Genomic DNA, 16,475 nt, shown 5'->3' with positions numbered 1-16,475 from the left:
GCTTTTTCATGTTCAGTCCATTATTCCGCATCATGTTTTTGCATTATTTCTTCAATTCACATTGACAAACAAGCAAATCGGTAATACGATGGAAAAAATGAAACAACAATGAAACGCTTCGACTGGGAGCATTAAGGATTTGTGATTGTCATAGAGAGCTGCCGCTTCGGTGAAAGGCAGTCAATCGCTTCCCCAACTCGCCCATGAGCGGCAAAGCTGAACTGAAGTAAGCTTTGACGGACGCCCCGTAATCAGCCTTCAAGCGGGTTTATGTGTATACATCAGCCAATGAGAGTGGTACCACGGAAGGTTAACGCCTGTCGTCTCTTTTTTAGAGACGGCGGGCGTTTTTTATTTTATCCAAAAACGGAAGGATGATTATCGTGAAGAATGTAAGCAAATATACACGCAATTATTTTATGCCGCCGGCAACGAGTTTGAAATGGACAGAAAAAGAATACATCGACAAAGCGCCGACCTGGTGCAGTGTTGATTTACGAGATGGCAATCAGGCTTTGATTATTCCAATGAACCTGCAGGAAAAACTAGAGTATTTCCAGGTGCTTGTTGATGTCGGTTTCAAGGAAATCGAAGTGGGCTTCCCGGCTGCATCGGATACAGAGTACACGTTTCTGCGCACATTGATTGAGCAGAACTTGATTCCGGATGATGTGACCATTCAAGTGTTGACGCAGTCACGCGAGCACATAATTAAGAAAACGTTCGAATCGCTCCGCGGTGCCAAAAATGCGGTCGTGCATTTGTACAACTCTACCTCTCTTGCCCAGCGGGAGCAGGTATTCAGACGGTCTAAAGAAGAAATTAAAGACATTGCCGTCAGCGGCGCGCATTTATTGAATAAATATGCGGCTGAAGTGGAAGGAAACTTTAAGTTCCAATACTCACCGGAAAGCTTCACGGGAACAGAGATCGAATTTGCGCTGGATGTGTGCAATAGTGTGCTCGATGTATGGCAGCCGACGGCAGACAAAAAGGTGATCATCAACCTGCCGGCAACGGTGTCCATGTCGATGCCTCACGTGTACGCGAGCCAAATTGAATACATGAGCGAAAACATGAACTACCGCGAAAACGTCATTTTGTCGCTTCACCCACATAACGACCGCGGCACCGGTGTAGCAGATGCTGAGCTCGGCATTTTGGCAGGTGCGGACCGCGTAGAAGGCACGCTGTTCGGAAACGGCGAGCGTACAGGCAACGTGGATATTGTCACACTCGCATTAAATATGTACACGCACGGCGTTGATCCACAGTTGAACCTCGACAACTTGCCAGCAATTCAGGAAGTGTACGAGCGCGTAACCCGTATGAGCGTCCCGGATCGCCAGCCGTATGCCGGGAAATTGGTGTTCACCGCCTTCTCCGGCTCGCATCAGGACGCTATTGCCAAAGGAATGAAGTGGCGTGAGCAGGAAGACCGCAAACACTGGACCGTTCCATACTTGCCGGTGGACCCGGAGGATATTGGCCGCGAATATGAAGGAGAAGTCATCCGGATTAATTCACAGTCCGGAAAAGGCGGCATCGGCTACCTTCTAGAGCAGGCGTACGGCTTCGAGCTTCCACCAAAAATGCGTGAAACACTTGGCTATAAAGTGAAAGACGTCTCCGACCGCAACCAGAAGGAATTAATGACCAATGAAATACATGATATTTTCATGAAGGAATTTGTTAATGTCGACTCACCAGCAGAGCTAGTGGACTACACATTCGAAGGAAAAGACACGGCCACTACAACGATTCAAGTGAACGTAAACGGCGAGACGAACACGTGGCACGGCGCAGGAAATGGCCGTCTGGATGCCATTAACAACGCGCTTCAAAAAGAGCTTGGCATCGCCTATAAAGACTTAACATACAAAGAACATGCCCAATCGATCGGCTCACAGGCAAATGCCGTCTCCTACGTCAGCATCACATCCGACAACGGCACAGTCTACTGGGGCTGCGGCATCGACCCGGATATTATGAACTCATCCGTTAAAGCCTTGTTCAGCGCTGTGAACAACCTTTTAAAAGTCGAACAGGAACGCTTCGCGGCTACGAAATAAAATAAGCTTCCTTAAAGAAGATGATAACAATCGAAAGAGCCGAACGCAGTCGTTCGGCTCTTTGTTTTGCAGATAGCTTCGCCTGTCTAAGAGAGAGGGCTAACGCCGGTAAGCTGAAAATAACGCCGATACAGACTTGCCTAACGCCGGTATCTTCAGGATATCGGCGTTAGCCTGTATGATATCAGCGGTAAACCCTGGATATCGGCTTTAAGCTGTACGATATCAGCGGTAATTTTATTATACCGGCGATAAAACTCATCATACGTTTTTCATCAAACAAACACCGGTTGCTGTTCAGCTGCTTTCACAGCTAAGCTGACTGTATCGCCAGCCTGGTATCTTCTTGAAAAAATAGACTGGTGTACAGTCCATTTTTCTTCCTCTACCTCAATTACATAATGAACTTCCTTGCCCTGATACTGGACAGAGAGAACCGTTCCTTTTAACCCTTCCCCGGACTCGTCTGCCATCGCCCATTGTTCCGGCCGCACCGGACAAAATCCTTCTTGCTTCAGTGATTCTGCCACACCGATGTCAGGCCACGTTTCCCACGGAAAGGCTCTCGGTGTAAACCGGCCCTCCTCCCACTTTCCTTTCACCATGTTGCACTTGCCGACGAAGGATGCAACAAAAGCGGTCTCGGGCTTTGTATAAATGTCTTCAGGTGAGCCGATCTGCTCGATTTTCCCTTTATTCATGACGACGATTTTGTCCGCCATTGCGAGGGCTTCTCCCTGATCGTGGGTGACGTACACAATACATGCTTTCGTTTCGCGGTGAATACGCTGAATCTCCGTTCTCATGTCCATGCGGAGTTCTACATCGAGCGCACTGAGCGGCTCGTCCATAAGCAAAATGTCCGGCAAAGGCGCAATCGCCCGCGCCAGCGCCACCCGCTGCTTTTGTCCGCCTGACAGCTCTGACGGATAACGGTCAAACAACTGGTCAAGCCCAACCATTTTCAATACATGCTGGACACGCGCCACCATGTCTTTTTTCCATTCGTCCTGCGTATGACGGTGATGACGGAGAGGAAAGACAATATGGTCGTACACGGTCATATGCGGCCAAAGCGCAAAGGATTGAAAGACCATGCCAATGTTCCGCTTTTCGGGCGGTATCAGCTGATGCTTGGATGCCACCAGACTGCCGTCCATCTGAATCTCACCGGAGGTTGGCTCCATAAACCCTGCCAGCAGCTTTAGCAAAGTCGTTTTTCCGCAGCCGGACGGACCGAGAATGGCCGTGAACTCTCCGTGCTTCATGGTAAGATTGACCGAATGAAGCGCGGTAAACGAACCGTACTGTTTGGATACATCGTGCAGTTGAATCATTTCTTTTTCATCACCTTTCGTTCCCAGCGTCTGCTAAAAGCGGTAAACAACAAGCCGCCTGTTAAAATGGCCAGCACCAATACACTCGCAAAAGCGGTGGAATATGTTGTGTAGCCTGCCTGTTCATAACTGAAAATGACGACACCGATCGTCTCGGCACCACTCGACCAGAGAAGGCTGGATACGGTCAGCTCTGTCAGCACCATTAAAAAGACAAGAAGCGCGCCGCCAATCAGCCCGGGAAAAATGAGCGGCAATAAAATGCTTCTCCACTTCACCCATCCGTGCGCCCCCGATGTTCTTGCCGCTTCTTCCATAGAGGGATCCACCTGTAGCAAAGCTGTATAGCTTCCCCTTACCTGAAGGACAAAAAAGCGGGTGACGTAGGCGATCAATAAAATCCAGACAGTGCCATACAGCCCCGGATTCCACCCTGGAACCGGCTGCATCCAGGCGAAAATCATGCAAAGAGCCAGCACCGTTCCCGGAAGCGCATAGGGAATTGTCACAAGCACTTCCATCATTTTTGAAAAGAACCCGGGCTTCCGGTACCGAATGTAGGCCATTACGGTGCCTGCGATCAGACAGATCACAGTTGTCATGACTGCCAGCATCAAGCTGTTCCAGAGCGCTGAACCCGTTTTGTCATCCGTTAAAAAGACATATTGATAGTTTTTAAAGGACAGGTTTTCAATCTCAAATGGCAGCCCGTATGCTTTAATGAGCGACAGCGCCCCCATCGTAAGAAAAGGAACCAGGCTTGTGACAAGCAAAAACAGCCAGATGACGGCTTCAAGCAGGCGTCTTTTTTTCTCGGGTAAAAAAAGGCGCGGTTCCATATCTCTTGTCACGGTTTCGGTCACACGGCTTTTTTTCAACAGAAGCCACTGAAGAAAGGTGCCAAACAGGGCAATGACGCCAAGCAGCACAGATAAAACGGCTGCACGGGCAAAAGCGGACGGCCCAAATCCGACAATCTGCTCATAAATATATGTGCTCAGCACACGAATATTGGCCGGGATGCCTAAAAAAGCAGGAATGCCGAAGTTATCCAAATTCGTCAGGAACGCAAGCAGCCCCCCTCCCGCAATCCCCGGAAGCGCTAACGGCAGCACAATCTTCAGCAGTATGTGCTTCCGACCTGCTCCCGCTGTTTTTGCTGCTTCCTCCAGCTCTCGCGGAATTTTGCGAAATACATCGACTGTAAACAAATAAACGAGCGGGTAATGAGACAAGCCGAGCAGAAAGATAATGCCGCCCATACTGTAAAGATTCGGTGCCCAGCCAACTACTGATTGGATGGGGCCGCTTTTCCCTAAAAATTGAATCCAGGCAAGCGTTGTAATATACGATGGGATAATAAAAGGAAGAAAAATAAACAGCTGAATCCACCTTTTCCCTCGGATGTGCACATAGGCCATTACCCAAGCGATAGTTACACCGAGGACAATGGCTAAAACAGTTGATCCGATTGTAATGTAAATGGTATTTTTCACCGTTGTCCACGTCGCCGCTTCTTGAAGCACCTCGCGATAGTGGGCCAGGGAGAAGGAGCCTTCTGCCAGAACACTTAAAAGACCGAGCCGAAAAACGGGTACCACAAAAAACAACAAAACAAGCAACAAACCAATAAATGCGTATAGCTTCTTAAGATGCAAGAAAGGAGAGAAAAAGAGTTTTCCTCTTTTTCTCTCCGGTGCGACTGATTGCTCCGAAATCATCATTCTCTCCTTTTTACTGCTCGCCAAACAAATCGCCGAACAGCTGCTTGTCTTCTTCGCGCGCGTTAAACAGCTCGCTTGTATCAGATTCAAGCACTGTCATCTCATCAAGTGTTTTCAGCCCTTCCGGCGCTGCCACTCCTTCACGGATCGGTGTGTAGCCGATGTCAGCCGCAAGCTGCTGGCCTTCTTCTGATAGGACAAAGTCTACAAACGCTTTAGCTGCTTCTTCATTTTCTGTGTTTTCCATAATGCCAATCGGCTCCGTGATGACCGGCACCCCTTCTTTCGGGTAAACGAGTTCAACCGGTGATCCCTCCTGCTTGGCGCGTGCCGCAACAAAATCAACGACCATTCCGTATGTTTTTTCACCAGATGCCACGGCCTCTAGAACACCGCCGTTTCCTTTCGTGATGCCCATTTCATTCGCCTTTAAGTCTTTATAAAAATCCCAGCCAAATGCGTCCTGCCGTGTTATGACACCTAAATTGTAAGCAGCCGCTCCGGAGTAAAATGGACTCGGCATAATGCTTTTTCCTTTTGACGCTTCATCCGTCAGCACACTCCAGCTGTCCGGCATGTCTGTCGCTTCATTCGTATTGATAACAAGGCCTGTCGCCATCACCTTTGTGCCTGTATACATGCCATCGGTGTCCACAAAGGCTTCCGGTATCGAATCTGCTTCCGGTGATGCATACTCCATAAGGAACTCTTCTTCCTTTAAGCTTTCAAATGTAACAGCATCCGCAACGAGAAGGACATCCGCCTGTACGTCTCCCGCCTGCTTTTCTGCCCGAAGCTTGGAAATCACTTCCTCTGTGCCGGAGCGGAACATCTCTACCTCTACGTCAGGGTGCTTTTCGCCAAACGCATCCACAAGCGCTTGTGCGTCTTCATCCGGCTGTGACGTATAAAATTGCAATGTTCCGGCAGTGCCAGAACCCGTTTCTTCTTCTGATGCTTCACCTGATTGAAGACTTTCCTGTGAGCAGCCGGCTGAAAGAGCTGCCAGTGCTGCCGCTGATAAAAATAACTTGCGCATACATCCATTCCTCCGCTTCATTCAATATAAGGTAATCCCTTATACTTTATTGTACGGATGAATTGTGAACAGAGAATAAATGAGAAATAAAAGTTATGTTGAGTATTTGTAAACGTGTGGAAAAGCTTAAAGTGGAGCGTATCAATGCTGATGTCTTTTTGTAAACAGGGTGTAAACTATTTTTTCCAAACAAAAAAGAAGCCTACCATACGGCTTCCGTCATAAGGCTGCTGCCTCTTCGTGTTCTTATTCGACCGAATAATGCAACTGGACGAACCATCATTCATTTCGCACCTTCTTCAAAATGGATCTTTACGTTTGGGTTGTGCCGATCCAGTTCCTTCATCAGCTGTTCTTTTTCGATAATATGCCGGAATGTAATATTCAGCAAGGGATAGCCCATCTTCATATTCAAACGGGTCATTCGTCTCATCGTTCAACAAACAGTCGTTAGGAACTATGCTTAAAGACACATCGAACGGTTTTGAAAATAGAAAGTAAAGGGTATATACTTTCTATAAAAAATGTTTTGTTTTTTCTTGATGATGAAAAGTATTTTAATGAAGAGGCCGGACATGAACAAAGGAGAAACGTATGAACTTTATAACTGAACAACCCTCCATCCAGCTGCTTACCGAAACTTTAAATATGGTTGAAAATGGCGCTGTTATTACCGATGCCTCAAAGCCGGACAACCCCATTGTCTTTATGAACGACGGATTTGCGCATATTACGGGTTACACTAGAGAAGAAGTTCTAGGGAAAAATTGCCGGTTTCTCCAGGGAGAAAAAACAGCTCCGCTTAGTGTACAGACGATGCGTCAGTCTATTAAAGAAGCGCGTCCATTTCAGCACACCCTTTTAAATTATCGAAAGGACGGAACACCGTTTTGGAACAAGGTTGACATTAAGCCCGTCTGGATAAATGAAACTCTTTATTTTATCGGACTTCAATACGATGTCACAGATAAGGTGCACTTGAATGTAGACATTGAATCAGCAAAAAAAGAAATTGAAGACCTGTCTATTCCGATTATTCTGCTGGATGACGAAACGATGGTTGTGCCTCTCGTAGGCCAGATGGATGCCGCGCGCTCGTTGCTGCTGATGGATAAGCTGTCCAAACAGCTGTACAAAACAGCTGTGGAAAAAGTAATCGTGGATGTAACAGGCCTTTATCTAGAAACAGACATGAGTGAGCAGTGGATGCAAAATCTGCAGCATACGTCCAAGCTGATGGGAGCGGAGGTCGTCGTTAGCGGGGTTTCGCCTAAAATGGCGTTTCATTTCAACCAAACCATTCATGCGGTATACGACATGACGTTTTATCCCAGTCTGCAGGCTGCCTTAAAGGAACATGGGAAACGTTCATTGTGAAATTGACCTCCTACCATCGGGGTTTATAGTCCAATAAAAAGAAAAAAAGACACCTTTTCGGGTGCCTTTTTTTCTTTTTATTGAGCAGCTTCTGTTGCAGGAAGACCGGCTGGCTGGTCAAAGTCTGCCTCAATACTTGCGCTGGAAGACGTCGTCACCGATGAAAAATTGAATGGCGCTTCAACAACTGTTTCCCAGTCATCCACGAGCATCGTTCCTTGCTTGCCCGTTAAATCCTCGTGGCGGATCGTCAACGTTGTGCGGTCCGCAGACAGGGAGAAGGACGTTGGGTCGAATTCAGTTGACGAGCCGTCGCTGAATTCGATGGAAAAGAAAAACGAATCCGCAATATCTCTTGCTGTGTACTCAGCCGGTGCCGCTTCATCAAGAACCACGGCTGTTGTCGTAGCTGACGTAACCGAGGCACTTACTGCCATTGGATAATACGAGTTTTCAATATCAAAAAGCACGGTTCCATAAAGCAGGTTCGCGAACTCGCCGCGTGTGATGTTCTGGTTCGTGCCGTACGATGTAGCCGTTTTTCCGTTTGTAATGCCTGTTCCATACAGCGCTTCGATGTAAGGAGCAAATACGCCGCCAACATCGGTAAACGGCGTTTCTTCTGCATACTCTTCCAGTTCAAAAGCTGTCACGAGGAATTTCGCCATAGCTCCCCGGCTAAGCGGCTGGCCTGGCTTGAATTCTGTTGCTGTGACGCCGGACACGATGCCGTATTCCGCCAGTGCATCAACAGACGGCTTCACGCGGCTGTTCAAATCTGTGAAGCCTGCATCCGGTGCATTTTCTGTATCAAGCAGCAGCATATTCGCCAAAATGACGGCTGCATCGCCGCGAGTTAACGTTTGCTGCGTTCCAAACTTCGTCGAGGAAATCCCGTTAATAGCTTCAATCGTATATAAAAATTCAACCGCTTCGCCGTACCGGTCCCCTACATCTGTAAAGGGATGCTCATACGCTGCGCTTGCTGGAGCTGAAAAGCTGGCGACGGTGACGGTTGCGGCAGTTGCGGCTGTAAAAAAAGAGTATTTGTTCAAGTTCGAATCTCCTATTCTAAAATGTGTTCAGCTGATTTTAGCATTTACATCCAGTTGCGTAAATAGTTCGCTAGACATTGGAAAAAGCAGTATGCTCCCAAGGTCTAATGGCACTTGCTTCGAATATGGAGAAAAGCATATTTCTAAAAAAGACTCACTTCTTTTTCCGTTTCTGGGTCCTTGTCTATTCGATTAATTCAGCTACTTATGCATGATTGACGCCGCCTGCTGATTTGATATAGTTTTAGCATATTTAAAAACAAAGGGGCTCGTTTTATGAAAAGCATTCAAAGCCGCTTGTTACTGTTATTGTTTTTGTTTATTATTTTGCCTTATTTTCTTTTTGTTTTTTTAATATACGGCTACACCAAAACTAGCATCGAGCGGAATGAACTGGAGAACAGCCGGGAGCAGCTCGAAGGAACAGCGGATGAGCTGGAGCAGTATTCCGAGGATCTCGTGAACCTTCCATACATCTTATACCGCAATCCCGATTTATTCCGAATGTTTGAGAACGGGTTCGAGGATTCCATTTATTTTGACTCAATGGCGATGGAAAAAAGCATTGAAACGTTTTATTTAACAAGAAATGAAATTCGTCAGCTACGCTTTTATATTGAACAGGACCAAGAGGCCTTTACGGTGTACAATGCGATGATCAGCACACGCAAGCCGCAGCCCGGCCTGCTCTCTCAGGGGCCGATCAAGCAGCTTTATGAATCGAACGAACAATATGTGATTGAGCCACCTCATGAAATTGTTAATTACAATCAAGCCGCCATCCTGCCCGAGTCCGACCACGCGATGGTCATGACGTTTCACCATAAAATCGTGGATGTTCTGTCCAACGAGTTTCTTGGCATCATGACAATGGATATTGATCTGGATGCTTACGCGAAAATGATGCACAGCCTGTCTCAGGAGGAGGGCGCTTCTGCTTTGTTGATTGATGCCAATGACCGGATTATGTATGCCACGGATTCCTCCCTTATCGGCAGCCAGATTCCTGCTCAGCTCAAACAGCGGATCACATCCTCATATGGAGATTCGGAGGAGGAAATTGTGTTATCGAAAAAACTGACGGGCGCACTCGATCAGTGGACCGTTGTGAAAATCATCCCAAGCCATGTGTTATTCAGTGACGCCCGTAAAACCGCTTTTATCAATATATTGGTTGGTCTCGTTGTCGGCTTGCTCGGGCTGGTCATGGTGACACTTATTTCCTACCGGATCACTCGTCCGATCCAGCTGCTCAGCCGGAAGGTGCGCTCGATAGAAGGCGGCCAGACGGACATCCCTTTTGCCAGCAGCCGCGATGATGAAATCGGTCACTTGGAAAGCCATATGCATGCGATGATGAATCGCATTCATCATCACATTGACCGTGAATACAAGCTGGAAATTGAAAACAGAAAAAATGAATTCAGAGCATTGAAATCTCAGGTCAATCCCCACTTCTTATTTAATGCGCTGCAATCAATCGGCGCTGTAGCCTTAAGAGCCAACGCGCCGGCTGTTTACCGGCTGCTGACGTCCTTATCGAGCATGATGCGCTATTCTATGCAGGCGAACCAATGGGTGACGGTTCGCCAGGAAATAAACTATATTAATGCCTACCTCGACCTTCAAATGGAGCGTTTCGGGCACAAGGTAAAGCATACGATTCATATGAGCGAGCCCGTTTTAGATGCACAGATTCCAAGTATGATTCTTCAGCCGCTCGTTGAAAACTTTTTCAAGCATACGTATGAGGAAGGATTCTACGAATCCCAGTTAATCATTACAGGAAGCATTCATGAAGAACGCCTCCACCTTTCTGTTGAAAATGACGGTCCGGGCCTTGGAGACGCCGAGCTTCAAACGCTGCGGAACCATATTAAGGATTCACAAAGCGATGGCTCCGGCCAAATCGGCTTGAAAAATATTCATGACCGTCTGGCATTGCACTACGGTTCTGCGGCTGTTTTTTCCGTTCATTCAAAGGAAGGAAAAGGGTTTTCTGTTACGATCATCATTCCAGCTGCCCCTCCATTTTCGAATGATGAAACGATGTTAGCGCATAAGGAGGAAACAGAATGAAAGTGTTAATTGCCGATGATGAATTTAACGTACGTGATGTCATCCGACATGTAGGTCAGTGGGAAGCGAACGGCGTCACTCAATTACTCGAAGCAAAAAATGGCGATGAAGCAAAGGAAATCATTGAAACCGAAAAGCCGGAGATCATTTTTACAGACATTAAAATGCCCAAAATGAGCGGCATCGAGCTTCTGGAGTGGCTAAATTCGATTTCGTATACAGGCAAAGTCATTTTAATTACCGGATTTGATGATTACACCTTTATGCGCAAGGCCATCCAATTCAACAGCTTTGATTACTTGCTGAAGCCGATAGAGCCTGATGCGTTCAACCAAACGCTCGAACGGGCTGTTGCCGAGTGGACAAACGACGTGGAAAAACGATTATATGAAGAAACCGGATTATATGAAGATGCGAAAAAGCTGCAAATGAGCCAGCTGGTTTGGGCGGTCTGCTCAGGTGATATGACGGACTTGCCGCACCTTCAATCGGCCTTGCCCGCAACGGAAGCATACGATGTTACGCTATTGTCTTTCTACCAAATGCATCAGCCTGCTCCTTACATCCAAGACCTAGCGGATGAACTGGCAGAGCGGACACTTGGACATGCGTTCGAGCTTCAGCGGGATGCGACGCTTTGTCTCGTGATCACAATACAGGGTCACTGGCTGGCTGTGGAGGAATGGATTAGTCATCACGTGAATTTGCCTGTCCGCCTCGTCAGCCAGCCGCTTCCTTCTCTTGAACACTTGCCCGCTGCATTTCAGTCTTTGCAGCAGGAAATGGACAAACAAAACTTCAGATCCATTCACCGCCTGGATGAGCTGGAAACGGCCCGCCGCATGGAAGATCTTGTTGCTTACGTCGATCAGTATTATATGGAAGAGTTAAGTCTGGAAAAGCTGTCCAGACGCTTTTTCTTCAGCCGCGAGCATATTTCAAGGAAATTCAAGCAAGAAACAGGCATGCCGTTATCCAAATATGTGACGAACCGGCGAATCAATCAGTCCAAGCAATGGTTAAAGGAAACCGACAAAAGCATTTATTCGATCTCCTTGCTGCTCGGTTATCAGGATGAAAAATACTTCTCCAAGCTATTTAAAAAGGTAGTGGGCATGACTCCGTTCGAATACCGGAACAGCCAGTAGGCAGATCATGAGCTCTCTGCCTTATGTTTAATACGATAGAGGTGAACGAATGAATACGAACATCATCCAAGTCTTTTCAATCGGTCTGACCGCTTTTCTTTTATCTGCCTGTCAGCCAGAATCAAAGCCGGAAACCAGTCAAATCGAACCCGACGAACAGCCCATCCACTTGACCATTCGAAATCCGAAAATCGAAATTGCTGAGTCTTTTGAAGAAATGGTGTTCGCTTACGAGGAGGAAAACCCTCACGTGACGATTGACATTCACACTGTTGGCGGGGCAGTCGACGACCTCGCTGATTTAAAGGCTGATATAGCCGCTGGCAACGGGCCTGACATTTTCACAAACAGCGGCTATGAAACCGCCAGGCGATGGGAGAACTATTTAGAAGACCTGTCTGATCAGCCCTGGGTAGACCAGGCATATGATAAATCACTCGAGCCGATGACGTTCAACGGGCAGCTTCACGGGATGCCGATCAACCTTGAAGGCTATGGATTTATTTACAACAAAGCGCTGTTCGATCAAGCCGGCATTGAGACCCTTCCTGATACACGAACGGAGCTTCTTGCGGCAACAGAGAAATTGCAGGCCGCCGGCATTACCCCGTTTGCGACCGGCTATTATGAAGAATGGAAGCTCGGCGATCACTTGATGAATGTAGCGTTTGCCCAGCAGAAAGACCCCGACGCGTTTATTCAGCGATTAAATGACGGGACGGACACGATCAGTCACAACCCGTTGTTCAGTGATGTGATCGACTTGCTGGACATGACACTTCAATACGGAAATGAAAACCCGCTCACGACGGATTACAATATGGAAGTGGAATTGTTTTCCACCGGACAGACCGCCATGATTCAGCAGGGAAACTGGGTCCAGCCGATGATCGATCAGCAATCACCAGATATGAACATCGGCTTTCTTCCAATTCCTCTTAATGATCATCTCGAAAGTGAACTGGTCGTCAGCGTGCCGAATTATTGGGTCGTCAATAAGCAGGCTGCGCCTGAAAAAAAGAAAGAAGCAAAGAAGTTTTTAAACTGGATGGTTTCATCGAAAAAAGGACAGCAATACATGACCGAGCGCTTTCAATTTATCCCTGCTTTCAAGAATATTGAATCAGATCACTTAGGAGCGCTTGCGGATGAAACCATTCAAGCTTATCAATCAGGAAACGCCTTGCACGCCAACTGGTTTCATTTTCCGCCGGGCATCAAGGAAGAATTCGGGACAGCGATGCAGCTGTACATCGGCAAGCAGCTGACCCGCGAACAATTGCTGGAGGCATTTCAACAATCGTGGGAACGGGCATCTCAGGAACAACGGGACGAAACGTGAGAAACAGCAGGAAAAAACGGTGTCCTCCCTTCTCCGCTCCGCATTTAGCGGGGCTTTTTTTATGCTTCCTTTTTCCCTCCGCTTATCAATATAAGACGAAATCTCAATCAATTCATGCCATATCCAGAATAGAAATCCCCCCGTATACTTTTACTTGTACTACATATCGAATACTAAAAAACAGCACAGGAGGAAGATGAATGAACGTTCAAAAGCTAACAGCAAAAGCAACTGTCGTCACTCTCGGCGCCGGTATTTTATTAGGAGGGATTGCGCCGCAGGCATTTGCCGCTCCAAAAGATGCCCGGGATTACAAAGAAACGTATGATTTATCGCAAATCACCCGCTCAGATATGAAGAATATGATTAGCCAGCACGGCGATCCGAAATTCACGGTCCCTGCGTTTGACGAATCCACCATCCGGAATATTCCGGCAGCGACAAAAACAGATGAGAACGGCAACACGATCATGATGGACGTTTGGGACACATGGCCATTGCAAAACACGGATGGCACGGTTGCTGAATACAACGGCTACCATATCGTATTCGGATTAGCCGGTGATCCTAAAAACGGAAGCGACACATTCATTTACATGTTCTACAAAAAAGTCGGCGATAATTCATTGGATGCCTGGAAAAACGCTGGACGCGTGTTTGAAGACAGTGACAAATTCCAGCCAAATGATCCGTACTTGAAATATCAAGCGGAGGAATGGTCCGGTTCTGCCACATTCACCGACGATGGCGAAGTTCGCTTGTTTTATACAAACCGCGAGCCCTTCACACCAGAATCCGGCCACTACGGCAAACAAACATTGACAACGGCGCAGGTGAACTTGTCTGAACCTGACACGAATACGCTGAACATTGACGGTGTAGAGGATTACAAGTCGATTTATGAAGGCGGCGACAGCAAAACGTATCAAACGGTTGACAAAGCGTTTGGCGGCGGAGATTTCTCCGATAACCATACGTTCCGTGATCCCCATTACGTAGAAGACAACGGCCGCAAGTACCTTGTGTTTGAAGCAAATACAGGGACAGAATACGGGTATCAGGGTGAAGAATCCCTTTACAACAAAGCGTACTATGGCAACAGCGAAAAATTCTTCCAGGAAGAAAAACAAAAGCTTCTTCAAAGCCCGAAGAAGGAATTAGCTGAGAAAGCAAACGGTGCAATCGGCATCATTGAAATCAATGACGATTTCACCATGAAAAAGGAAATGAAGCCGCTGATCGTTTCGAATACAGTGACCGATGAAATTGAACGCCCGAATATCTTTGAAAAAGACGGTAAATTTTATTTATTCACGAGCACTCGCGGTTCAAAAATGACCATTGACGGTATAGATGACGAAGATATTTACATGCTCGGCTACGTGTCCAACTCTGTTGACGGCCCATACAAGCCGTTGAACAAAACGGGTATCGTTCTGCACCAGGATTTGAATCCTCGTGACATTACGTGGACATACGCGCATTATGTGATTCCACAGGAAAACACAGATAACTTTGTCGTCACAAGCTACATGACAAACAGAGGCTTCTTTGAAGACCGTAAGTCAACGTTTGCGCCAAGCTTTGAGCTGAAAATTAAAGGTCCTAATACATCTGTTGTAGAAAACAGCATTTTAGAACAGGGTCAGATTACAAACAAATAAAACGATTGAAAGGAAAATGCCAGTCACATGGCATTTTCTTTTTCTATACAGGCGGTGAAAAATGATGAAAAAAAAACATAAACGGCTTGGCCTGCTCCTTTTTGCAGCAGGTGTCATCGGACTGTTTATTTACACCATTGTCTCCTGGGTGGATCGTCCCCTAACAAAAGAGAAAGAGGACGCTTCTTACCGGGCGGCTTACCACTTCACATCACCAGACCATTGGAAAAACGATCCGCAAAAGCCTGTTTATTTTAAAGGGGTCTATCATTATTATTATCTTTATAACGGCGATTACCCGGACGGAAACGGGACCGAATGGCGCCATGCTACGTCAACAGATTTAGTGAATTGGCAAGATCAAGGCGTGGCCATTCCGAAATATACGAATGAAAACGGCGATCCATGGTCCGGGTCTGTTGTCGTTGATGAAAACAATACAGCTGGCTTTGGTCATAACGCTTTTATAGCCGTTGTGACACAGCCTTCCAAGAATGGCGGCCAGCAGGAGCAATTTCTCTGGTACAGCACCGATGAAGGCAAAACGTTCACCTCCTACAGCGAAGAGCCTGTCCTCCCGAATCCAGGCACAAAGGATTTCCGCGATCCGAAAATCATCTGGGATGATCAGCATGATAAGTGGGTCATGGCTATGGCGGAAGGCACGAAAATTGGCTTTTACGAATCCGACAATTTAAAAGACTGGCAGTATACGAGCGGCTTTTCAACTGAAAACATCGGTCTCGTTGAATGCCCGGATTTGTTTTTCATGCGCGCAGAGGACGGAACGGTCAAATGGGTGCTCGGCGTGAGTGCGAACGGAAAAGCAGCTGGCAAGCCCAACACCTATGCTTATTGGAGCGGAGATTTTGATGGAAAGGAATTTTTCCCGGACCAAAGCGAACCGGAATGGCTGGACTACGGCTTTGACTGGTACGGTGGTGTGACATTTGAAGATGGAGCCGAACAGGACAAGCTGCAAAAACGGTACGCGCTTGCCTGGATGAACAACTGGGACTACGCCCATGAAACGCCGACAATGGAAGAGAATTTCAACGGGATGGATTCGGTCGTCCGCGAGGTTCAGCTGAAGCACGATGGCCGCGGCCAGTATTATTTGGCCTCACAGCCTGCAGCAGCACTGGATAAATTCGTTCATTCTACCGATGCTTATGACGAGATCGAAGTAAACGGAGCTGAAACATTAAAAACAACGGGTGATTCCTATCAGCTCGAAGCAGATATTACGTGGTCAGAAGCAACAAATATCGGCTTCCGTCTACGTGAATCTGCTGATCAGGAACGCCGCGTCGACGTCGGCATTCTTTCAGAGGCAGGCTATTCTTACGTGAACCGGTCCTTTACCGGCCAGCCGGACCAAACCGGTCATTTACTGGAAAGCCGCGCCCCATTTGACAGCAGCAATAAAAAGGTTCATGTCACCATTCTTGTGGACAAAACAAGCGTTGAATTGTTTATAGGGGACGGAAAAGTGGTTCATTCCAGCTTAGTGTTCCCTGAACATGAAGATCAAGGCATTGCCTTGTTTTCCGAAGGCGGCCCATCCGTTTTCAGCAACGTGAAGATCAAGCATATAGGTCAGTAAAGACATTCGACATTTTTCGCCCTTTTCTCTCA

At 47.2% G+C, this 16,475-nt stretch carries 12 protein-coding genes and 1 other annotated feature; of the genes, 7 read left to right on the top strand and 5 right to left on the bottom strand.

Translation table 11 applies throughout. The features are described 5' to 3' along the window. Positions 1-109: 109 nt before the first annotated feature. Positions 110-331 (top strand) — a binding site (T-box leader). 52 nt (positions 332-383) lie between these two features. Beyond that, positions 384-2,072 carry a 2-isopropylmalate synthase gene (locus tag BW952_RS11780; RefSeq protein WP_045851980.1) on the top strand — a complete coding sequence of 563 codons (1,689 nt, stop codon included), beginning with the start codon at positions 384-386 and terminating at the stop codon, positions 2,070-2,072. Between the two features lie 275 nt (positions 2,073-2,347). Here the strand turns inward: BW952_RS11780 and BW952_RS11775 are convergent, their stop codons facing one another. From BW952_RS11775 to BW952_RS19480, 4 genes are all read right to left on the bottom strand, one after another. Then, positions 2,348-3,409, bottom strand: coding sequence for an ABC transporter ATP-binding protein (locus BW952_RS11775; protein ID WP_045851981.1), 1,062 nt, complete (start codon positions 3,407-3,409; stop codon positions 2,348-2,350). Next, a complete protein-coding gene (locus BW952_RS11770; protein ID WP_045851982.1) occupies positions 3,406-5,130 on the bottom strand; it encodes an ABC transporter permease in 1,725 nt (574 codons plus the stop codon). The genes BW952_RS11775 and BW952_RS11770 overlap by 4 nt, the downstream gene beginning before the upstream one ends. Positions 5,131-5,143: 13 nt before the next feature. Beyond that, complete coding sequence (locus tag BW952_RS11765) at positions 5,144-6,172, bottom strand: ABC transporter substrate-binding protein (RefSeq protein WP_045851983.1); 1,029 nt, start codon at positions 6,170-6,172, stop codon at positions 5,144-5,146. 283 nt (positions 6,173-6,455) lie between these two features. Next, positions 6,456-6,596, bottom strand: a complete 141-nt coding sequence (locus BW952_RS19480) for a hypothetical protein (protein ID WP_156149432.1) — start codon at positions 6,594-6,596, stop codon at positions 6,456-6,458. Between the two features lie 170 nt (positions 6,597-6,766). Between BW952_RS19480 and ytvA the strand changes: the two genes are divergently transcribed. Beyond that, the gene (gene ytvA / locus BW952_RS11760; RefSeq protein ID WP_052698514.1) at positions 6,767-7,549 is read left to right on the top strand and encodes a YtvA family blue-light photoreceptor; all 783 of its coding nucleotides are present in this window, start codon (positions 6,767-6,769) and stop codon (positions 7,547-7,549) included. 77 nt (positions 7,550-7,626) lie between these two features. Here the strand turns inward: ytvA and BW952_RS11755 are convergent, their stop codons facing one another. Beyond that, the gene (locus BW952_RS11755) at positions 7,627-8,604 is read right to left on the bottom strand and encodes an S-layer homology domain-containing protein (RefSeq protein ID WP_045851984.1); all 978 of its coding nucleotides are present in this window, start codon (positions 8,602-8,604) and stop codon (positions 7,627-7,629) included. 276 nt (positions 8,605-8,880) lie between these two features. Between BW952_RS11755 and BW952_RS11750 the strand changes: the two genes are divergently transcribed. From BW952_RS11750 to BW952_RS11730, 5 genes are all read left to right on the top strand, one after another. After that, positions 8,881-10,683 carry a sensor histidine kinase gene (locus BW952_RS11750; protein WP_045851985.1) on the top strand — a complete coding sequence of 601 codons (1,803 nt, stop codon included), beginning with the start codon at positions 8,881-8,883 and terminating at the stop codon, positions 10,681-10,683. Continuing rightward, the gene (locus tag BW952_RS11745; RefSeq protein WP_045851986.1) at positions 10,680-11,831 is read left to right on the top strand and encodes a response regulator transcription factor; all 1,152 of its coding nucleotides are present in this window, start codon (positions 10,680-10,682) and stop codon (positions 11,829-11,831) included. Before BW952_RS11750 ends, BW952_RS11745 begins: the two co-directional genes overlap by 4 nt. A 49-nt stretch (positions 11,832-11,880) precedes the next feature. Next, positions 11,881-13,173 carry an ABC transporter substrate-binding protein gene (locus BW952_RS11740; RefSeq protein WP_045851987.1) on the top strand — a complete coding sequence of 431 codons (1,293 nt, stop codon included), beginning with the start codon at positions 11,881-11,883 and terminating at the stop codon, positions 13,171-13,173. A gap of 200 nt (positions 13,174-13,373) precedes the next feature. Then, positions 13,374-14,837, top strand: a complete 1,464-nt coding sequence (locus tag BW952_RS11735) for a glycoside hydrolase family 68 protein (protein ID WP_045851988.1) — start codon at positions 13,374-13,376, stop codon at positions 14,835-14,837. Between the two features lie 61 nt (positions 14,838-14,898). Continuing rightward, positions 14,899-16,443 carry a glycoside hydrolase family 32 protein gene (locus BW952_RS11730; protein WP_045851989.1) on the top strand — a complete coding sequence of 515 codons (1,545 nt, stop codon included), beginning with the start codon at positions 14,899-14,901 and terminating at the stop codon, positions 16,441-16,443. Positions 16,444-16,475: the final 32 nt, after the last annotated feature.

Source organism: Domibacillus enclensis, from assembly GCF_900156125.1.
Taxonomy (GTDB): Bacteria; Bacillota; Bacilli; order Bacillales; family Domibacillaceae; genus Domibacillus; species Domibacillus enclensis.
This window is presented reverse-complemented; position numbering and strand designations above follow the sequence as displayed.

Bases quoted from the DNA above. Each gene is read 5' to 3' on its own strand.
- BW952_RS11775 (WP_045851981.1), bottom strand. From the start codon at position 3,409: ATGATTCAACTGCACGATGTATCCAAACAGTACGGTTCGTTTACCGCG.
- BW952_RS11770 (WP_045851982.1), bottom strand. From the start codon at position 5,130: ATGATTTCGGAGCAATCAGTCGCACCGGAGAGAAAAAGAGGAAAACTC.
- BW952_RS11765 (WP_045851983.1), bottom strand. From the start codon at position 6,172: ATGCGCAAGTTATTTTTATCAGCGGCAGCACTGGCAGCTCTTTCAGCC.
- BW952_RS19480 (WP_156149432.1), bottom strand. From the start codon at position 6,596: ATGACCCGTTTGAATATGAAGATGGGCTATCCCTTGCTGAATATTACA.
- ytvA (WP_052698514.1), top strand. From the start codon at position 6,767: ATGAACTTTATAACTGAACAACCCTCCATCCAGCTGCTTACCGAAACT.
- BW952_RS11750 (WP_045851985.1), top strand. From the start codon at position 8,881: ATGAAAAGCATTCAAAGCCGCTTGTTACTGTTATTGTTTTTGTTTATT.
- BW952_RS11745 (WP_045851986.1), top strand. From the start codon at position 10,680: ATGAAAGTGTTAATTGCCGATGATGAATTTAACGTACGTGATGTCATC.
- BW952_RS11740 (WP_045851987.1), top strand. From the start codon at position 11,881: ATGAATACGAACATCATCCAAGTCTTTTCAATCGGTCTGACCGCTTTT.
- BW952_RS11735 (WP_045851988.1), top strand. From the start codon at position 13,374: ATGAACGTTCAAAAGCTAACAGCAAAAGCAACTGTCGTCACTCTCGGC.
- BW952_RS11730 (WP_045851989.1), top strand. From the start codon at position 14,899: ATGATGAAAAAAAAACATAAACGGCTTGGCCTGCTCCTTTTTGCAGCA.